The sequence below is a fragment of the Clostridium sp. 10cd* genome (assembly GCF_044336395.1).
Lineage (GTDB): Bacteria > Bacillota_I > Bacilli_A > Erysipelotrichales > Erysipelotrichaceae > Clostridium_AQ > Clostridium_AQ innocuum.
This window is the reverse complement of the sequence record NZ_CP172347.1, coordinates 2658938-2676174: the sequence shown is the minus strand read 5'-3', so window position 1 is coordinate 2676174 and position 17237 is coordinate 2658938. Positions and strand designations below refer to the sequence as shown.

Sequence of the window (17237 nt, the reverse complement as noted above, 5' to 3'; positions counted from 1 at the left end):
GAGCAGGAGTGTGCATATGGTAACCATTGATACAGTAGAGGAAGCGGATATTGCAGAACTGGCACAGCTGGAGGCGTGCTGCTTTCCAAAGGAGGAGGCGGCGGATGAAGCGGCGCTGCGCAGACGTGCCAAGACTTTTCCGGAAAGCTTTCTGGTCATGAAAAAGGATGGCGTCATCATCGGCATGATCAATGGCTGTGTAAGCAATCAGCAGGTGATCTGTGATGCGATGTATGAGGATGAAAGCCTGCATGATCCCTATGGCGCCTATCAAACGGTCTTCGGTCTGGATGTGCATCCCGCTCATCAGCATCAGGGGTATGCAGGGGAGCTGATGCAAGCTTTGATTGAGACAGCGAAGAAGGAGGGAAGAACAGGTATGGTTTTGACCTGCAAAAAGCATTTGGTAGGTTTTTACGAGCGGTTTGGCTTTCATAATATGGGAGTGAGTGCTTCTGTTCACGGCGGTGCAGAATGGTATGATATGCTGCTGTGCTTTGCGTGATACAGACCGAACAGACATCATGGAGTTGCTTACTGCTGCAGGATGTGCAGTTGTAATCACAACATAAAGGGGAAGGTGCGCTTTGCGTTTAAGAATTGCTGTATGCAGCCCTGTATGCTCGTACTCAAATTGCAGATATTGGCAGAGGAAAAGGGGAAAACAAAACTGCCGTATGACAGTGATCTCATACAGAACGGAGCGCTCTCTAGGGTATCCTTGATGAACCTGTTATTTTGAGGCGCATATAATGTATGCATGTTTGCATCATGTAAAAAAAATGAAAAAAGTGTTGCGTTAAAAAGCTGTTTATGGTAACATAATCATGTTGTATGTCCTCCCGGATTTACAACCGCTCAGAACAGGGTTTAAGTATGGAAATCATCACCTTGCATGGCGAGTCTTAAATTATTTAGAAGGAGGTGCGATTTATGTACGCAATCATTGAAACAGGCGGAAAACAGATCCGTGTAGAAGAGGGTTCCACAATCTTCGTAGAAAAGCTGGACGTTCAAGAAGGCGAAGCTGTTGTATTTGACAAGGTAGTCGCTTACTGCAACCGTTCTCTTCGTGTTGGTACTCCATATGTAAAGGGAGTTAAGGTCAACGCAAAGGTTGAAAAGCAGGGAAAAGCAAAGAAGATCATCGTCTACAAATACAAGGCTAAAAAAGGTAGCTCACACCGCAAGCAGGGACACCGTCAGCCTTACACAAAACTGACAATCGAATCAATCGAGGCTTAATGTATGGTAAGAGTCCATGTAAAGCGGCATCAGGGTATTATACAGGAAGTGGAAATCAGAGATCATGCAGGCTATGCAGATGCCGGTCAGGATCTGGTATGTGCCGGAGTGAGTTCCATAGCTGTAGGAATGATGAATGCTTTAGATGAGATGGTGCCTGAAGCATGCGACTTCGTTTTGAAGGAAGCATACATCAAAATTGAAACGATCCTGCCAGATGCTACAGCAGGTATCCTGTTACAGGGAATGTATTATCAGCTGTCAACCATGCAGGAAAGCTATGCAGACTATATTACAATAAACGATCAGGAGGTGTGATTATGAAATTTGTATTAGATATTCAGCTGTTCGCATCCAAAAAGGGTGTTGGTTCTACAAAGAACGGCCGTGACTCCGAATCCAAACGTCTTGGAGCAAAACTGGCTGATGGACAGTTCTGCCATGCAGGAAGTATCATTTACCGCCAGCGTGGTACGAAAATTCACCCGGGAACAAACGTTGGAAAAGGTGGAGATGACACGTTATTCGCAAAAGTGAATGGTGTTGTAAAATACGAACGTTTAGGTAAAGACAAGAAAAAAGTGTCCGTTTACCCACAGGCGTAATGAAAAAATCCCCGGTATGGGGATTTTATTTTTGAGCAGGATAACAGAAGGAGACAAGGAGGTGCCTGAATGTTTATAGATCGTGTAAAAGTACATGTGAAGGCTGGAAAAGGCGGAGATGGAATCGTTGCTTTCCGGCGTGAAAAATATGTTGCCTACGGTGGTCCCAGCGGCGGAGACGGCGGGGCTGGCGGTGATGTCGTTTTTATGGTCGATGAAGGAAAGACAACACTGCTGGATCTGCGCTACAACCGCAAGATGGCTGCAGAGCCGGGCGGGAACGGAAAGACAAAGAAAATGCATGGTGCCGATGGGGCAGACTGCATTATCAAGGTGCCGCAGGGTACGCTTGTAAAGGATGAGAAAACCGGAAGAATTCTGGCGGATCTCACACGCAAGGGACAAAAGGAAATCATCGCCAAGGGCGGAAAGGGCGGCCGCGGCAATTTCCACTTTAAATCCAGTAAAAACACGGCACCTCAGTACAGTGAGCTGGGCGCACCGGGGGAAGAACGTGATATTATGGTCGAACTGAAGGTGCTGGCGGATGTCGGACTGGTTGGCTTCCCATCTGTTGGGAAATCCACATTGCTGTCCGTTGTATCCAAGGCGAAGCCGGAAATCGCGGAATACCACTTTACAACGCTGGCTCCGAATCTGGGGATGGTGCAGGTTCCGGATGGCAGAAGCTTTGTCATGGCGGATCTGCCTGGACTGATTGAAGGAGCGAGTGAAGGAAAGGGGCTTGGACACCAGTTTCTTCGTCATATCGAACGCTGCCGTGTTATCATCCACGTTGTGGATATGGGAGCGAATGACGGCCGCGATCCTGTTGCGGACTATAAAACCATCAATGATGAGCTAAAGCAGTATGAATACCGTCTGATGGAGCGTCCGCAGATCGTTCTTGCGAATAAGATGGATCTGGATGGAGCACAGGAAAACCTGAAGCGCTTCAGAAAGGCCTATCCCGAGGTTGAGGTATTTGAGACCACAACGATTATTGCAGAGGGTCTGGAGCCGGTTCTCTATCGCGCAGCCGATCTGCTGGAAACAACACCGCAGTTTCCGTTATATAACGATGATGCCAGTGATGAAGAGGCGGAAGGTGTGCTTTACAAATTTGAACCTGAGCAGCCTGCCTTTGAGGTACACAACATGGGAAATGGCAACTGGGAGCTGAGCGGGGAAGAGCTGGAACGCAGCTTTAAGATGAGCAAGATGGATAATGAAGAGGACTTCATGCGATTTGCCCGCAAAATGCGGAAAATGGGAATTGATGAAGCACTGCGCAAAGCCGGCTGTAAGGACGGCGATGTCGTAACCATCTGTGATATTCAGTTTGAATTTGTCGAGTAACGTCATACCGACATTCCCCTTCATGAAACATGGGTTGGCTTCATGGCAAAAAAGCAAAGGCGCAGAAACACACGATTAAAGCGAGGTTCCTGTGCCTTTTTCTTTGCTTTTGCTTATCCCACCAAAACATGCATCTTATCGTTTTGTACAGGCGGATGATAGCACGCCTGCGGGCGGTGATGCTCAATTCCGAAATAAAAGAAGACCTGACAAGTTATCAACGCTCTGCCGGGTCTTTTTCTATAGGATAAGCCTTTTCACGCTGTGTTAAATATTTCAAACCATGAAACATGCTATGTGAAGCTAGCTGAAATCACCGAGCAGCTCATGATGGAACTCATCCAGCAATTCGTTGATCTGTATCAGAGAATATTGCTTGCTGATGCCGAAAATCAATATCGCATCCCGCTGCTGCTTGGCATACAGATGGTTATGATGTGCCACGGTCAACAGACGGTTGGTTTCCTCTAGATTCAGTTTCATAGCTATAGCAAGCTGCAGAATCTTATCTCGACCGGCCTGCTTGCTGCCCTGAAATATCTGATAGGCATAGGTTCTTGGAATCTGGGCATCCCGAATGATATCGGACTTCTCCAAATCCTTTTCCAACAGGATTTCATTGATGTAATCCACAAAGGATACATCACGGATTTCTTTTAAAATACGATCTTTCTCCAGCGCACCGGCCTTCTTCAGGATATCTTCCAAATCCTTCGTTTTCTGTTTCTGCATACAATCACCAGATATTATGATATAATCAAATCACGATTATTGCAAGCTAAAGGAGAATTTATGCGTCTGGATTTATTAGAGGATATATGTACATTGTCCGAAACGGAAGAAAAAACAGTGCAGCTGGTGAAAAACTGCCTGGATCAGAAATTTTACATCAAGAAGATAATGCGGGACTGTGCGGAGCTACAGATTTACCGTCAGCTGATGCAGCATCCCCATCCCGGCATTCCGATGCTGTATGAAGCGACGCGCAGAGGGGAAACGTGCATCCTTGTGGAGGAATTCATCAATGGAACGACACTGGAGTACGTGCTGAGTGAGCGATCACTTGATGATGCGGCTATTCATCATATCATGCAGCAGCTGCTGTCTGCAGTTGAGCATCTTCACAGTCTGCAGCCGCCGGTTATTCATCGGGATATCAAGCCGGGAAATATCATGGTGCTGGAGCATCTGGAGATACGGCTGATTGATTTTGAAATTGCACGGGTTTTCAAGCAGGATAAAAATCGCGATACCCGTGTGATGGGGAGTGCCGGTTATGCTTCACCGGAGCAGTACGGGTTTCATCAAAGTGACTGCCGCAGTGATATATACGCCATCGGAGCGGTCTTAAAAACGATGGTACAAAAGGATGTAACGGCAAAGGATATCCACAGTCCGTTTCAGCACATCATTGAAACCTGTATGCAGCTGGATCCGGATAAACGCTATCAAAGCGTTGGCGAGCTGCAAAAGGCGCTTGGATATTGCGAGGAGAAATCTCTGCCGCACGCTTCCGTTTCTGTCTTACTGTCGCAGCTGCCGGGTATACGAAGGGATTCCGCTGCAAAGCGGCTGCTGTTTCTTGCATATTACGGGCTTTGTATAATTCTGGGAGCATCGATGACCGTGACCCCTCCGCCATCCCCGTATTCACTGATCTGTCAGAGAATCGCCTTTGGTTTATGCCTGGCGATCATCCCGGCAATTACGGTAAATGCAGGGAATGTTCGGGAGCTGCTTCCGCTTCAGGATCATGGACGGGCATCCATACGCTTCTTCAAAGGTTCGATTCTGTGGTTTCTCTGTGCGTTTATCATAATCAGTCTGCTGGTGATTCTGGCAGCCATACTGGAAAGTCTGCTGTAAGCATACCAAAGCTTTCCGGTTTTTTTATATAATTCTGTTCGTGATAAAGAGGGAAGCGTGCAAATGAGATTAGAAGTATATGATGATGTTGCTATGCTGTTTCACAGTGATGAAAAGGATATCCTGCTTGTTCAGCACATGATAGAAAACCTGTTCTTTGTGAAAAAGGTCGTTCGTGCAAAGCTGGATTTTTCTTTGTATCAGTTGCTGCAGAGCCATCCGTATGAACATCTTGCCAATGTGATTGATTTCAGCTACAGTCATGAAAAGACAATTCTGATAGAGGAGTTTGTAAATGGATGTACACTGGAATATAAGCTCAGTCAAAGAAGGCTGCCGGTTGAGGAGTGCATCGGGATCATGCTCCAGCTGTTTGCGGTTGTGGGGCATCTGCATGCACAGACACCACCGATCATTCATCGGGATATCAAGCCGGATAACATTCTGATCGATAAGGGACATGTGGTGCTGATCGATTTTGAGATTGCGAAGCTGATGACAACGCGCAAGGATGTTCAACGTAGCGGAAGTGTAGGCTATGCAGCGCCGGAGCAGTATTACGGCTTATCCGATCAACAAAGTGATATTTATTCCATGGGAATTCTGCTGAAGGAATTGTGTGCACATACGGCATGGAGGAATAACGAAGCGGATATCTTTCTCACCATCATACGGAAAAGCACAGCTAAAAGACAGGAGGAACGCTACCTGACGATATCGCAGATGCAGAATGATTTTATCATAACATGCCGAAGCTGCAGCTCTACAGCAAAGTATGCTGAAAGCATACCAATGCAAAAAGAACAGAAGGTATAATAAAATCATTCCAAAACACAGGATGAGAAAACTGGAGGGACCTATGAAAAAATTAAAGAAATGGCAGATTGTACTTATCGTAATTCTTGCGCTCGGTGTCATTGGAGCACTAGCAGGCAGAGGAGATGAGGAAAAGAAAAACGGCGAGCCGGCAGCAGAGAAAACCGACAACAAAAAGAAAGAAGACAAAAAGAAGGAGCCGAAAGAGAAAACCTACGGTATCAAGGACACGCTGAAGGTAGGCGATGTGGAATACACAGTGAACGGCATTGAAACTACGGATACGATTGGCGATGAGTATCTGAATCAGAAAGCACAGGAAACCTATCTGATTGTTTCGGTTACCGTGAAAAACAACGGAGATGATGCTTTGAGTGTACTGGACAGCTTCTTTAAGCTGAAAAAGGGAGACAAGACCTACAATACAGATTCTACAGCTATTATGTATCTGGGAGATGAAAGCATTTTTGCCAAGGAAATCAATCCGGATGCTTCTTTAAAGGGAAAAATCGTGTTCGATGTAACCAAGGCGACGATTGATGATAAAAATCTGCAGCTGCAGGTACAGACCGGAGCATGGGGCACGGAAAAGGGGCTGATCAATCTGCATTAGACAGATATCGGCTCAGGCAAAAAGAACTGTCGCATATGCGGCGGTTTTTCTTTTCCCCGCTGGTTGTTTGGCTGGCTTTTTTTTATGGGATACGGTATGATTAAGGTATATTCGGGAGGTAGATGTTATGCGATTGGTATCATGGAATGTAAATGGAATCCGCGCCTGTATGCAAAAGGGCTTTATGGATTTCTTTAAGGAGATAGATGCAGATGTATTCTGTATTCAGGAAACGAAGATGCAGCCCGGACAGCTGGAAATCGAAACACCGGGCTACTATCAGTATATGAACAGTGCAGAGAAAAAGGGGTATAGCGGAACCATGGTGTTTTCCAAGCAGAAGCCGCTTTCCGTGACGTATGGTCTTGGAATTGAGGAGCACGATCATGAAGGGCGGGTCATTACCTGTGAGTACGAGGATTTTTATCTGGTTTGTGTATATACCCCTAATTCCAAGGACGGCTTACTGCGTTTGGATTACCGCATGGTCTGGGAGGATGCGTTTCGTGCCTATCTGCACAAGCTGAACGAAACAAAAAGTGTGCTGGTGTGCGGTGATTTGAATGTCGCACATAAGGAAATCGATCTAAAGAATCCAAAGACGAATCGCAGAAATGCAGGCTTCACGGATGAGGAACGCGGTAAGATGAGTGTTTTGCTGGAAAGCGGCTTTATCGATTCCTTTCGATATCTGTATCCAGAGCAGGAGGGGATTTATTCCTGGTGGAGCTATCGGTTCAAAGCCCGCGAAAAGAATGCAGGGTGGCGGATTGACTATTTCCTGGTTTCCGAGGATGCGAAGGAGGCTATTCGGGAAGCAAGGATTCACACGGATATCTATGGCAGTGATCACTGCCCGGTATCTCTTGAATTTGATAAGAAGGCTGTCTAGGACAGCCTTTTCCATTCCCTGTTGAAAAGGAGGCTGCAAACCACAGGATACACTCTGGCGGCTGCCTCTTTTTTTCATATATACAGGCTGTACTTTTATCTGGATCAGGGTGTGCATGGATTCGCTGGCTGAAGTGAAAAGTTAAATTCCACTTTCAAAAGGCGAATAAAAAATGTGGAACTTTCTTCTACAAAAGTCTATACAGAGCATAAATATAGCGTTAGAAAGGGTTTCAAATAGGTAGAAGTAAGTAAAAATGTGAAGAAAGTGGTCATTGTGCGAATGATAGATAAAATAAATAAGCGCACTGAAAATAGGCTCCATTATGCCTATGTATAACTAAATTCCACTTCCATTTTATAGTTACACTATAAATAACTGTTCTTCCCGCTGCTCTTATCATTCTTTATATCATCTGTTTGTTACTTATGAGTCAATACGCTTGGACGAAGTATCACTTCGTCCTTTTCTATTTTCTGTAGACCAAATTCATAAAGTTTCTGCGCTAATTCCGGACACATGAACTCACATAGCTCAAATGGGGATTTTCCATTCAAATGTTCCTTGGCACTGGAATTGATATGTGAGATGGCTACATTCAAGGAAGTCTGATCGGTCAGGCCGATACTGCGTAAGTCTACTTCGTTAGGTAATATATAACGTAATTCACGATGCATATTTTCCAGGCTTCCTTTCTGCCCGGACTGCATAGGGTCGCAATAGAAGACTCGTGTCCTTCTGGTACCATCGTCTCTTTTTTCCATATGCTCAGCATCAGTAAATTCACCTCCGCGATCAGTGAGTGTTATATGAGCTTCCTGTTCAAACAGGCTTTTTCCAAGGATGGAATCAAGAACAGCTAGTCCGTCAACCATATCTGCAGCAGTCTTCGTGTCGTGATATACAGCAAACAGGAGCCCATATTTGATGAATTTGAAAGTCTGGATAAACGGTCCATTGGAAATGTCATTATAGACTGTATCCATTTGTAAAATGTGTGTGATTTCCTCAGACTCAACATAGGATTGGTAATCTGTGTAAAGCCGTCCAACAAGGAATTTACGGTCTTGTCGTTTTTTATAGATCGTCTTCTTCTTAGCGGTCATTTTTCTTTTGACTTTTATACGAAGGTCAATATTAGCAATGCCAACACATTCGAATACACCTTGTTCAATATAGTTGTAGAGTGTCTTCTCACTGATTCCAAGTTCGGGATGTGCAGCTATGATCTGATAAGGTGAATGACCTTTTAATAGAAGAGGCTTGATGGTATTGCCTAGCTCTACAGCTTCTGATGAGGTCAGATTGATTCCGGTTCGAGACTCAACGAGTTCGCTACGGTATTCCTCATAGGCGATCGTAGGTTTATAGAGGTATTTATCAAAGCGGCAGCTTTTCAGTTTCTCACAGCCATTACAAGCTCCCGGAGTACGATCTCTGCGTTTACAGCGGAACTTAGAATAATCAGGGCAGTTGACAGTACAATTCTTTCTCTTAAACTTACAGTGAGCATAGTTCTCGCATTCTAGAGAAAGTGTAGATTTATGAGAGAGATAACGGTGAGCACGGATTTCCTTACCTATCGTAGATTTATCTTTGCCTAGATTATCAGCAATAGCTTTTTTAGAAGAACCATTAACGATGCCGATCGCGATGACATTGCGATCGTCCTGAGTCAGATGTTTGTTTTTGTTCGTTGCCATATTCATCACCCTTTGTAATGTGTATGATAATAACCAGCGGTTACCTTCATCATAGATATAAAAAAGGATATATGAAAGACTAAATGCAATTGTAAGTGTAAATTCAACTAGATTGTTGTGTAAGAGTCTTTTCTACTTAGCTACTTTGAAAGTGGAATTTAACTTTTCACTTCAGCCATGGATTCGCTGAACGCTTTTGTAGTTGTAAAATACGGAAGATTATGTTATGATAATTGTAAGAAAAATAAGAATTATAAGAAAAGAGGGGAACTATGGATTTCTCAAATAAACTATATGTTTATGTGGATGCTGCAGCCTTGCAGGATCCGCAGGCGGAGCATTTCATGGAGGTACTGGCAAAGCAGTATCGTCAGATAATTTTGTTTGTGGAGAATGTTTGGGAGGAGGAAACACTGAAGCAGCTTCCTGCCTATGGATATATCTGCCGCACCGTTTATGGGCCGGATTTGCAAAGCGTTCTGGAAAAGGACCGTGCGAGGCGTTCTCCGGATAAGACTAAGCATATTCTTTTTATCACAAGGTCATCACAGACACTGCATGGAATCAGTGTGCTTTGTCTTGAGAAGATGGGGCTGGAGCAGATCCTTTTGGAAAAGCTGCAAAATGAGAAAAAGCGCAGAACGGTGGTTGCCGGTATCTGCATGGGCTGTGTTGTATATTTTGCTGTATACTTTATCATGCTGGATAAGCTGCCGCTATGGATGCGGGATGGAGGAATCGCGTTTCTGCTGTGTCTGCTTCCGGCGGAGCTGCTGATTTTGACGCTTCTATACGGTCTGTGCAAACGGGTGATTCCCTTTGATACCATCTTTGAATTTTTTGATATGTCCGGATGAAGGCGGTACATAGTGATTCTCTATTTTATAGGAATTACAGAACCGAAAATAAGAGGAAACAGATACTGTGAAGTAGAAAACGTGACATAAAAGATAACATAAATGATTGTATAAAAGATAAGATATAAGGAAGAGGAAGGCTCTGTACGACATGCTTTCTGACGGTTGTTTTCCGCTTCATAAGGGGAGCTTAACACAGCAGGAGCTGTGAACAGCCGGTTGAAAGGCAGACTGTATATTGCAGCCTTGCTGCCTTGTTTTGCTAATAGAAAACGGAAATACCGGATGGTTCTGTATCAGCAGGTTAGCGCCTCTGTTACATCTGAGCGTGCAGAATTCCCGTAGTCTATGAATACACTGCTTTAAAAGGTGAAATTACACCTCTTTTCCTCCCTTATTTCCAATGATTTTTCAATACAGGGTAAGCACACGGTGGATTTCCACTGTTTTTATTTGTCCAGTCATGATAAAATAAGTGCGGTGATGAAAATGATAGCATTTATTAAGGGAATCATTCACAGCTACAGCAATGATTCTTTGATTATTGAAAACAATGGCATCGGCTACCGGGTCTATGTTGCCAATCCGATGGCAGTCCGGCTTAATGCCGAAGTGATTTTATATACCTATCAGCACGTACGCGAGGATGCGATCACGCTGTTCGGGTTTACCACGATGGAGGAGCATGATCTGTTTCTGCAGCTGATCAGTGTCAAGGGTGTCGGTCCGAAGACGGCCCTGGGAATGCTGGGCGTTTGTCCTGCCAGGAACATGATTGCGGCAATCGAAAGCAATGATGTGAAAACATTGAAGGGACTTCCGGGCATCGGTGCGAAAACCGCCAGTCAGATTGTTCTGGATCTGAAGGGGAAGCTCGTGGAAGAGGTTACGGAGCTGGAAGTTAAGGAAAATGAACAGCTGCTGGATGCGCTGGAAGCATTGAAGGCGCTGGGCTATAAGAATGCAGAGCTGAACAGTATCAAGAAGGAGCTGGGTACTCTGGAAGCGATGACGAGCGATCAGTATATCCGAAAGGGGCTTGGCATTCTGGCGAAGAGAAAAGGAGTCTAGCAAATGGAGAGAATTTTATCAAATGAATCGCAGAGTATGGATGAGGAAGCATCCCTGCGCCCTCAGAGTCTGCGTGAATATATCGGACAGCGACAGCTGAAGGAAAACCTGTCGGTGTTTATTGAGGCCGCAAAGCAGCGAAATGAAGCACTTGATCATGTTTTGCTGTACGGCCCTCCCGGACTGGGAAAAACAACCCTGTCCTATATACTGGCGAATGAAATGGGAGGCAGTATTAAGACGACGAGCGGCCCCTCGATTGAAAAGGGCGGGGATCTGGCAGCCATACTGTCTACACTGGAGCCTGGGGATGTTTTGTTTATTGATGAAATCCATCGTCTGCCGAAGCAGGTTGAGGAAATTTTGTATCCTGCCATGGAGGATTATTGTATCGATATCGTTGTCGGCAAGGACAGCGCAACCACCAGAAGTATACGGCTGGAGCTGCCGCCCTTCACGCTTGTCGGGGCTACGACACGTGCGGGCGATCTGACAGCGCCGCTGCGTGATCGTTTCGGTATCGTTTCTCAGCTGGAATTTTATGAGCTTGCGGAGCTGCAGCAGATTATTTCCAGAACCTCCCGTGTCATGGATACGGAAATCGAGGAGGAGGCCGTGCTGGAGATTGCTTTGCGCTCCCGCGGCACACCGCGAATCGCGAACCGTTTGTTTCGCCGTGTGCGTGATTTTGCGACCGTTATGAATGACGGCATCATCAGTAAGCAGATTGCGGAAATGGCACTGGATAAATTAAAGGTCGACCATCTGGGATTAGATAATGTCGACCATAAGTATCTGAAGGGGATCATTGAGCGCTTCAAGGGAGGACCGGTTGGTCTGGAAGCGCTGGCCAGCAGCATCGGAGAAGAAACGATGACGCTGGAGGATGTGTATGAGCCGTATCTTCTGCAAATCGGCTTTATCAACCGCACACCGCGCGGACGTGTTGTAACAGAGAAGGCCTATCGCCATCTCGGCTATGATCTGCGGGAGGGGCTGTTTCTGCACACAGACTGATTTATCCCTTGTGCGTACGCGAGAATGCAATGACGGCAGCGGCGACATAAACCAGTGCCTTACTGAGATTTTCAAGCAGTGCAGGCAGTGAGAAGCCGCTCAGCAGCAGGGACAGCAGATAGAATACGGCAGCAACAGGAAGCGCATGAAACAGCGCTTTTTTATTTACGCCAATGCCCAGCAATGCTCCGCCGGCTCCATAGGCAATGATACCGCCGATCCAGTTCAAAATGTGAAAAGTCGAAGTCGATACTGCATGAAAATAGTATAAAGCAGCAAATACAAGAGAGAATAACAATGTGAGCGCAAGCAGTACGGCTACGGAGCGCACATAGGTCTGTAGTTTGAATTTCATAAGTGGTCACCTCAGTCTACTGTATGAAATTTACGTACAAACTATGCAGGAAAGGATGGTTTAATGCAGGAATATATAAATCTGATGGTGAAGTGCTTTATCGTATATTTTGTGATAATTTTTGCCCTTCGCATCATGGGGAAACGGGAAGTCGGTGAGCTTTCTGTCTTTGATATCGTGATTTACCTTGTTATGAGTGAGCTGCTGGCAATCTCCATTACGGATACGCATGAAAGCATTCTGAAGTCACTTGTTCCAATCTTCACGCTGGCTTTTTTACAAATTGTGATTTCCTGGGTGCTTTTGAAAAGCAAAAAGACCAGAGATATCTTTGACGGTAAGAATGCGATTCTGATTCATAACGGACATATCAATCAGAGCATCATGAAAAGGGAGCGCTACAACATTGACGATCTCATGTCTCAGATTCGCAGCAAGGATTTGTGCACACCGGATGAGGTTGCCTTTGCAGTGCTGGAGAACAACGGACAGCTCTCCATTCTGCCGAAAAACAAATGCAAGGTGAAGCACCCCGATCCTCTCATCAGCGATGGAACAATCAACAAAAAGGCGCTGCAGGATTTGTCACGGGATGAGGAATGGCTGAAAAACGCCCTGAAGAGTGAGGGCGTGGAGAGTGTGGATGATGTGTTTCTGTGCATTTATCAAAACAACGGCATGTTTGTCATCAAGAAGGAAATGAATTCCAAGGATACCTTCTTTTAATTGTTCTTGAAGGCGATGAACAGGCGGACAGCGTGCATGGTGGTTGTAATGAGCATCCCGGCTGTCAGTGCAATGGGCAAAGAGGCCTCCATGCAGGTTCTGGTCAGAAACAGCACACATAAGATCCGTACCAGAGAGCCGCTCAGGGTGTCTGCGACGGTCTGCTTGCTTAAGGATAAGGCATGGAGCATGCTGGACAGGGGAGGCTGCAGGGAATACAAAGCAAACGGGATGGCCAGCTGCTTGAGCAGCAGGGCACCGTGGGTGTTGTGATAAAACAGATAAAGCAGCTGCTCCGGAAACAGATAGCAGATCACACTGCAGCCCAGACCGACCAGAAAGCAGCAGCCGATGATCATCGAAAACAGACGGCGTGCATGATCGTAGTACCCTCTGGAATAGGAATAGGTAAAGGATGGCAGCAGAAAGTTGCTCAGTGTTACGGTGATAAAGCTTGGCATGGTAATGATGGGCAGTACATAGCCGTTGAGCTGTCCATAGGCGCCTACCATGGCGGCGGATGCTGCCGTGCCAAGCCCCAATACCATGACAATCGGCTCCATGAAATAGGTAAGGGAGCCGATGAGACGGCTGCCTGTCATAGGTATGGATACCGTCAGCACCTCATCAAACTGTCGGCGGTTTAGATCGCTGAACAAACGCGGAATCCTGGAAAGGGTTCTTTTTTGTCTGCGCAGGGAGATGAGCATAAACAGTGCGCTGCACGCCTCTCCAACGCTGACAGACAGCATTGCGATACGGGCCATGGTGATTGCGTCGGTAAAGGGATGCAGATAGAAAACCACAAACAGAAACAGGATGCGGCTGCCTTCTTCAAACAGCTGGGAGGAGGTTGCCTGCACGTGATGCTGCAGACCGAACAGATATCCCTTCAGGATACCGGACAGCGATACCAGTGGAATCAGCGGTATAATGGCATACAGGACGGGCAGAATTTCCTTCTGCTTGAGGATGCGGGTAGCCAGAAAGGGAAGCACGAGCAGAAAGGTCAAAATAATAACGGCATTATTCAACAGGGAAAGAATCACACTGACCTTCAGCGGCTGATGGGGATGGTCGCTTTGCGCAATCACCTTGGATAAGGCCCCGGGGATTCCCATCTGTGCCAGGGTGATGAAAAAGACCATGGTCGGTGCTGCCAGGGTATAATAGTTCATAGCCGAGGGGCTCAGGGTTCTGGCAAGCATGATGCGCACGATGAAAGAAAGGGCCTTGGCAATCACGGATACAATTACCAGAATCACAGTAGACTGCAGTACGGTTTTCTTCAAATAAATCACTCCAATCCAGCTTGCAGATCATGAAAAAAATTGGCGATGTAATGATTTTAAAAGACAAAGTGCGGATTCGGGATAAAAAAATACATTGCTTTCATTCATAATTGAAGCTATAATAATGTTTATGATATTAAGGAGGAGCTTATGAGTGGTCAAAGTGAAATCGAAGATAAATACATAAAACTTGCTATTGCTTTGAAAACAAATCAGTTGAAACGAGAAGAGTTATCTTCCTTGACATATCAGCATGTAGAAAGCTCGTTGAAGGAGCATTGGCGCTTTCGCAAGCCTGGAAGCATCCATGAGGCGGTAGAGGATATCCAGCAGCTCAGCGCAAGCGATGTGGTGGCCTATTTGTCTACGCAGGCCGTGATTATGGGCTCCCGTATGAACCTCAACGACTTTGATGATTTATTTGGAGGAGATAAACAATGAAGAAATCACGTCTCGTGGTCTTTGTGATAACCGTGTTGACCATACTGACACTGATTGTGACCTGCACCCCGTCCGTTCGCAAGAATATGAAGCTGGGGCTGGATTTACAGGGTGGCTTTGAAATCCTGTATGAAGTGAGTCCGCTGGAGGGCAAAAAGCTTCCTTCCATGACGGCTGTCGCAAAATCAGTGGAAAAACGTGTCGATGTTCTGGGTGTCAATGAACCGGAAATCACAGTGGAAGGCGACAATCGTATCCGTGTGCAGCTCGCCGGTGTTAAAAATGCCGATCAGGCAAGAAGGGTCATCTCTTCAACTGCCAATCTGACATTCCGCGATGTGAATGACAACCTGCTGATGGATTCCACCGTTTTGCAGGAAGGCGGAGCCAGTGTGATGTACGACAATTACGGCAAGCCGATTGTCAGCCTGAAGCTGTCTGATCAGAAGAAGTTTTATGAAGTAACACAGAAGGTTTCCCAGATGGGAAGCGGCAGCAATCTGATGGTTGCCTGGCTGGATTTTAATCCGGATACCGATTCCTATGCCAAGGAAAAGGATCAGAAAAATCCAAAATTCATTTCTGCTGCAACGGTGAGTGAGGGGATCAATTCCACCAGTGCGCAGATTAGCGGAAGCTTCACCAAGGAGGAGGCAACCGAGCTGAAGGATCTGATCAACTCCGGTTCGCTGCCTGTGAAAATGAGTGAGAAATACAGCAATGCGGTGACTGCCGATTACGGTATCAACGCCTTCAGTGAAACCATGCTGGCTGGCGGTATCGGTATCGCACTGATCATGCTGTTCATGATTCTGTACTACCGTCTGCCGGGTCTGATTTCCGCAGTCACGCTGGCAACCTATGTCTTTATCGTGTTCCTCATCTATAATGCCATGGGCGCAGTCTTTACCCTGTCGGGTATTGCGGCCCTCGTGCTTGGTGTCGGTATGGCGGCCGATTCCAACATTCTGACATTTGAGCGTATCAAGGACGCGCTGTATTCCGGACGTAGTGTAAAGACCGCCTTTTATGAGGGAAGCTCCAAGTCCTTTATTACGATTTTCGATGCGCAGGTCACAACCTTTATCTGTGCGCTGATTCTGTATATGATGGGTACGGGAAGTGTGAAGGGCTTTGCGACCATGCTGATCGTATCTACGATTTCTACTATCATCCTGATTGTCTTCGTCACAAAACTCCTGCTTTCTCTTCTGGTTGGCAGCGGTTGGCTGAATGACAAGCTGAGCTGGTTCGGCGTGAAGAAGGCTCATGTTCCGGATGTGAGCAAGGGGCAGGAGCGCTTCTATTTCGGCTTCTTCAAGAATTTTGATTTTGTTAAAAATGCGAAATACTTTATCATCGCTTCTGTGACGGTGCTTGTCATCGGTGTGGGATGTATGGCATTTCAGGGCATGAAGGGCAATGGTATTCTGAACTGGGGCATTGATTTCACCAGCGGAACCAAGCTGACGGTACAAAGCGATACGGCGATTTCCAGGGATAAGCTGAACGATCAGCTGAAGAGTCTTGGAATCAATGCAAGCAGTATTAAAATCAACGGTGAAAAGGATAATGTGGCAAATATCTTTGTGAAGGATGCCATTGATGAACATAAGATGGATACCGTAAAGGCGGGATTGAAGAAAACCTATCAGCACGATGTCAATGACAACGTGGTAACCCCGGTGATCGGGCAGGAGCTGGTGCGCAGTGCAATTCTGATCTCCATTCTGGCATGGATCGGCGTTCTAATTTATATTTCCATCCGCTTCAAGTGGGATTATGCAATCAGCGGTATTGTCGGACTGATTCATGATGTCTTCTTCGTGCTTGCGGCCTGTGCGATTTTCCGTCTGGAGGTTAATACGGAAATCATCGCCGTGCTGCTGACGGTGATCGGATATTCCATTAACAACTCGATTGTCGTCTTTGACCGTATCCGTGATGAGATGAAGGGGCGCAAGCTTGCGACAACGACGAAAGCGGAATATCGTGAAATCGTAAATGAAGCGCTGCAGAGAACGGCGACAAGATCCATTCTCTCCACGCTGACAACGATTCTGCCGGTTGTGTGCCTGCTGTTCTTCGGAAGCAGTGCCATCCGTATCTTCTGTCTGGCGCTGTTCATCGGTATCGCCTGCGGTGCGGGGAGCTCCCTGTTTGTCGCAGCGCAGCTGTGGTACCAGATCCGTATCCATCAGAATCCGAAAAAGCATGTAAAAAAGAAACACAAAAAGAAAAAGGATGAACTGGAGGAAATGATCATTCCGGGCATGAACGACTATTAAAACGATAGAGATATCTGTGACAGCAGATATCTCTTTTGCTTTCTTAAGGCAAAAGAGGAGAAAGTGTGGTATGATATTTCACGGTGATAAA

At 46.1% G+C, this 17237-nt stretch carries 19 protein-coding genes and 1 other annotated feature; of the genes, 15 read left to right on the top strand and 4 right to left on the bottom strand.

Annotation, left to right across the window (positions count from 1 at the left end):
* Positions 1–16: 16 nt before the first annotated feature.
* From ACG3M1_RS13320 to obgE, 5 genes are all read left to right on the top strand, one after another.
* Positions 17–505: a GNAT family N-acetyltransferase gene (locus tag ACG3M1_RS13320; RefSeq protein ID WP_009270366.1), complete on the top strand. Its 489-nt coding sequence runs from the start codon at positions 17–19 to the stop codon at positions 503–505.
* Between the two features lie 337 nt (positions 506–842).
* Positions 843–916 (top strand) — a sequence feature (ribosomal protein L21 leader region).
* A gap of 17 nt (positions 917–933) precedes the next feature.
* Positions 934–1245 carry a 50S ribosomal protein L21 gene (gene rplU / locus ACG3M1_RS13315; RefSeq protein WP_002609244.1) on the top strand — a complete coding sequence of 104 codons (312 nt, stop codon included), beginning with the start codon at positions 934–936 and terminating at the stop codon, positions 1243–1245.
* A gap of 3 nt (positions 1246–1248) precedes the next feature.
* A complete protein-coding gene (locus ACG3M1_RS13310) occupies positions 1249–1563 on the top strand; it encodes a ribosomal-processing cysteine protease Prp (RefSeq protein ID WP_002609243.1) in 315 nt (104 codons plus the stop codon).
* Positions 1564–1565: 2 nt separating this feature from the next.
* Positions 1566–1850 (top strand): 50S ribosomal protein L27, encoded by a 285-nt coding sequence (gene rpmA, locus ACG3M1_RS13305; protein ID WP_002609242.1) that lies wholly within the window; start codon positions 1566–1568, stop codon positions 1848–1850.
* A 69-nt stretch (positions 1851–1919) separates the two neighbouring features.
* A complete protein-coding gene (gene obgE / locus ACG3M1_RS13300) occupies positions 1920–3209 on the top strand; it encodes a GTPase ObgE (protein ID WP_002609241.1) in 1290 nt (429 codons plus the stop codon).
* A 303-nt stretch (positions 3210–3512) separates the two neighbouring features.
* Here the strand turns inward: obgE and ACG3M1_RS13295 are convergent, their stop codons facing one another.
* Positions 3513–3941 carry a hypothetical protein gene (locus ACG3M1_RS13295; RefSeq protein ID WP_008817134.1) on the bottom strand — a complete coding sequence of 143 codons (429 nt, stop codon included), beginning with the start codon at positions 3939–3941 and terminating at the stop codon, positions 3513–3515.
* A gap of 60 nt (positions 3942–4001) precedes the next feature.
* Here ACG3M1_RS13295 and ACG3M1_RS13290 point away from each other — a divergent pair, with 60 nt between their 5' ends.
* The 4 genes from ACG3M1_RS13290 to ACG3M1_RS13275 all read left to right on the top strand — a co-directional run bounded on the left by ACG3M1_RS13290 (position 4002) and on the right by ACG3M1_RS13275 (position 7396).
* Positions 4002–5075, top strand: coding sequence for a serine/threonine protein kinase (locus tag ACG3M1_RS13290; protein WP_009270367.1), 1074 nt, complete (start codon positions 4002–4004; stop codon positions 5073–5075).
* A 63-nt stretch (positions 5076–5138) separates the two neighbouring features.
* Positions 5139–5891 (top strand): serine/threonine protein kinase, encoded by a 753-nt coding sequence (locus tag ACG3M1_RS13285; protein WP_008817136.1) that lies wholly within the window; start codon positions 5139–5141, stop codon positions 5889–5891.
* 43 nt (positions 5892–5934) lie between these two features.
* Positions 5935–6504: a DUF4352 domain-containing protein gene (locus ACG3M1_RS13280; RefSeq protein ID WP_008817137.1), complete on the top strand. Its 570-nt coding sequence runs from the start codon at positions 5935–5937 to the stop codon at positions 6502–6504.
* A gap of 127 nt (positions 6505–6631) precedes the next feature.
* Positions 6632–7396: an exodeoxyribonuclease III gene (locus tag ACG3M1_RS13275; RefSeq protein ID WP_002609236.1), complete on the top strand. Its 765-nt coding sequence runs from the start codon at positions 6632–6634 to the stop codon at positions 7394–7396.
* 422 nt (positions 7397–7818) lie between these two features.
* Here the strand turns inward: ACG3M1_RS13275 and ACG3M1_RS13270 are convergent, their stop codons facing one another.
* Entirely contained in the window at positions 7819–9099 is a 1281-nt protein-coding gene (locus tag ACG3M1_RS13270) for a helix-turn-helix domain-containing protein (protein WP_044947570.1), read from the bottom strand.
* 272 nt (positions 9100–9371) lie between these two features.
* Here ACG3M1_RS13270 and ACG3M1_RS13265 point away from each other — a divergent pair, with 272 nt between their 5' ends.
* The 3 genes from ACG3M1_RS13265 (at position 9372) to ruvB (ending at position 12044) form a co-directional block, all read left to right on the top strand.
* Complete coding sequence (locus ACG3M1_RS13265) at positions 9372–9956, top strand: hypothetical protein (RefSeq protein WP_008817138.1); 585 nt, start codon at positions 9372–9374, stop codon at positions 9954–9956.
* A 489-nt stretch (positions 9957–10445) separates the two neighbouring features.
* Positions 10446–11027, top strand: a complete 582-nt coding sequence (gene ruvA, locus ACG3M1_RS13260) for a Holliday junction branch migration protein RuvA (protein WP_002609234.1) — start codon at positions 10446–10448, stop codon at positions 11025–11027.
* A gap of 3 nt (positions 11028–11030) precedes the next feature.
* The gene (gene ruvB / locus ACG3M1_RS13255) at positions 11031–12044 is read left to right on the top strand and encodes a Holliday junction branch migration DNA helicase RuvB (RefSeq protein ID WP_008817139.1); all 1014 of its coding nucleotides are present in this window, start codon (positions 11031–11033) and stop codon (positions 12042–12044) included.
* Position 12045: 1 nt separating this feature from the next.
* On the opposite strand, the gene ACG3M1_RS13250 is transcribed toward ruvB, so the two are convergent.
* Positions 12046–12399: a DUF3792 family protein gene (locus ACG3M1_RS13250; RefSeq protein WP_008817140.1), complete on the bottom strand. Its 354-nt coding sequence runs from the start codon at positions 12397–12399 to the stop codon at positions 12046–12048.
* Between the two features lie 63 nt (positions 12400–12462).
* On the opposite strand from ACG3M1_RS13250, the gene ACG3M1_RS13245 reads away from it, so the two are divergent.
* Positions 12463–13125, top strand: a complete 663-nt coding sequence (locus tag ACG3M1_RS13245; protein WP_008817141.1) for a DUF421 domain-containing protein — start codon at positions 12463–12465, stop codon at positions 13123–13125.
* Here the strand turns inward: ACG3M1_RS13245 and ACG3M1_RS13240 are convergent.
* Positions 13122–14426 (bottom strand): oligosaccharide flippase family protein, encoded by a 1305-nt coding sequence (locus ACG3M1_RS13240; RefSeq protein WP_224727199.1) that lies wholly within the window; start codon positions 14424–14426, stop codon positions 13122–13124. The two genes, ACG3M1_RS13245 and ACG3M1_RS13240, sit on opposite strands and share 4 nt — an antisense overlap.
* 141 nt (positions 14427–14567) lie before the next feature.
* Between ACG3M1_RS13240 and ACG3M1_RS13235 the strand changes: the two genes are divergently transcribed.
* Positions 14568–14858, top strand: coding sequence for a post-transcriptional regulator (locus ACG3M1_RS13235; RefSeq protein ID WP_002609229.1), 291 nt, complete (start codon positions 14568–14570; stop codon positions 14856–14858).
* On the top strand, positions 14855–17146 hold the full coding sequence (locus ACG3M1_RS13230; protein WP_021420755.1) for a protein translocase subunit SecDF: 2292 nt from the start codon (positions 14855–14857) through the stop codon (positions 17144–17146). Before ACG3M1_RS13235 ends, ACG3M1_RS13230 begins: the two co-directional genes overlap by 4 nt.
* Positions 17147–17237: the final 91 nt, after the last annotated feature.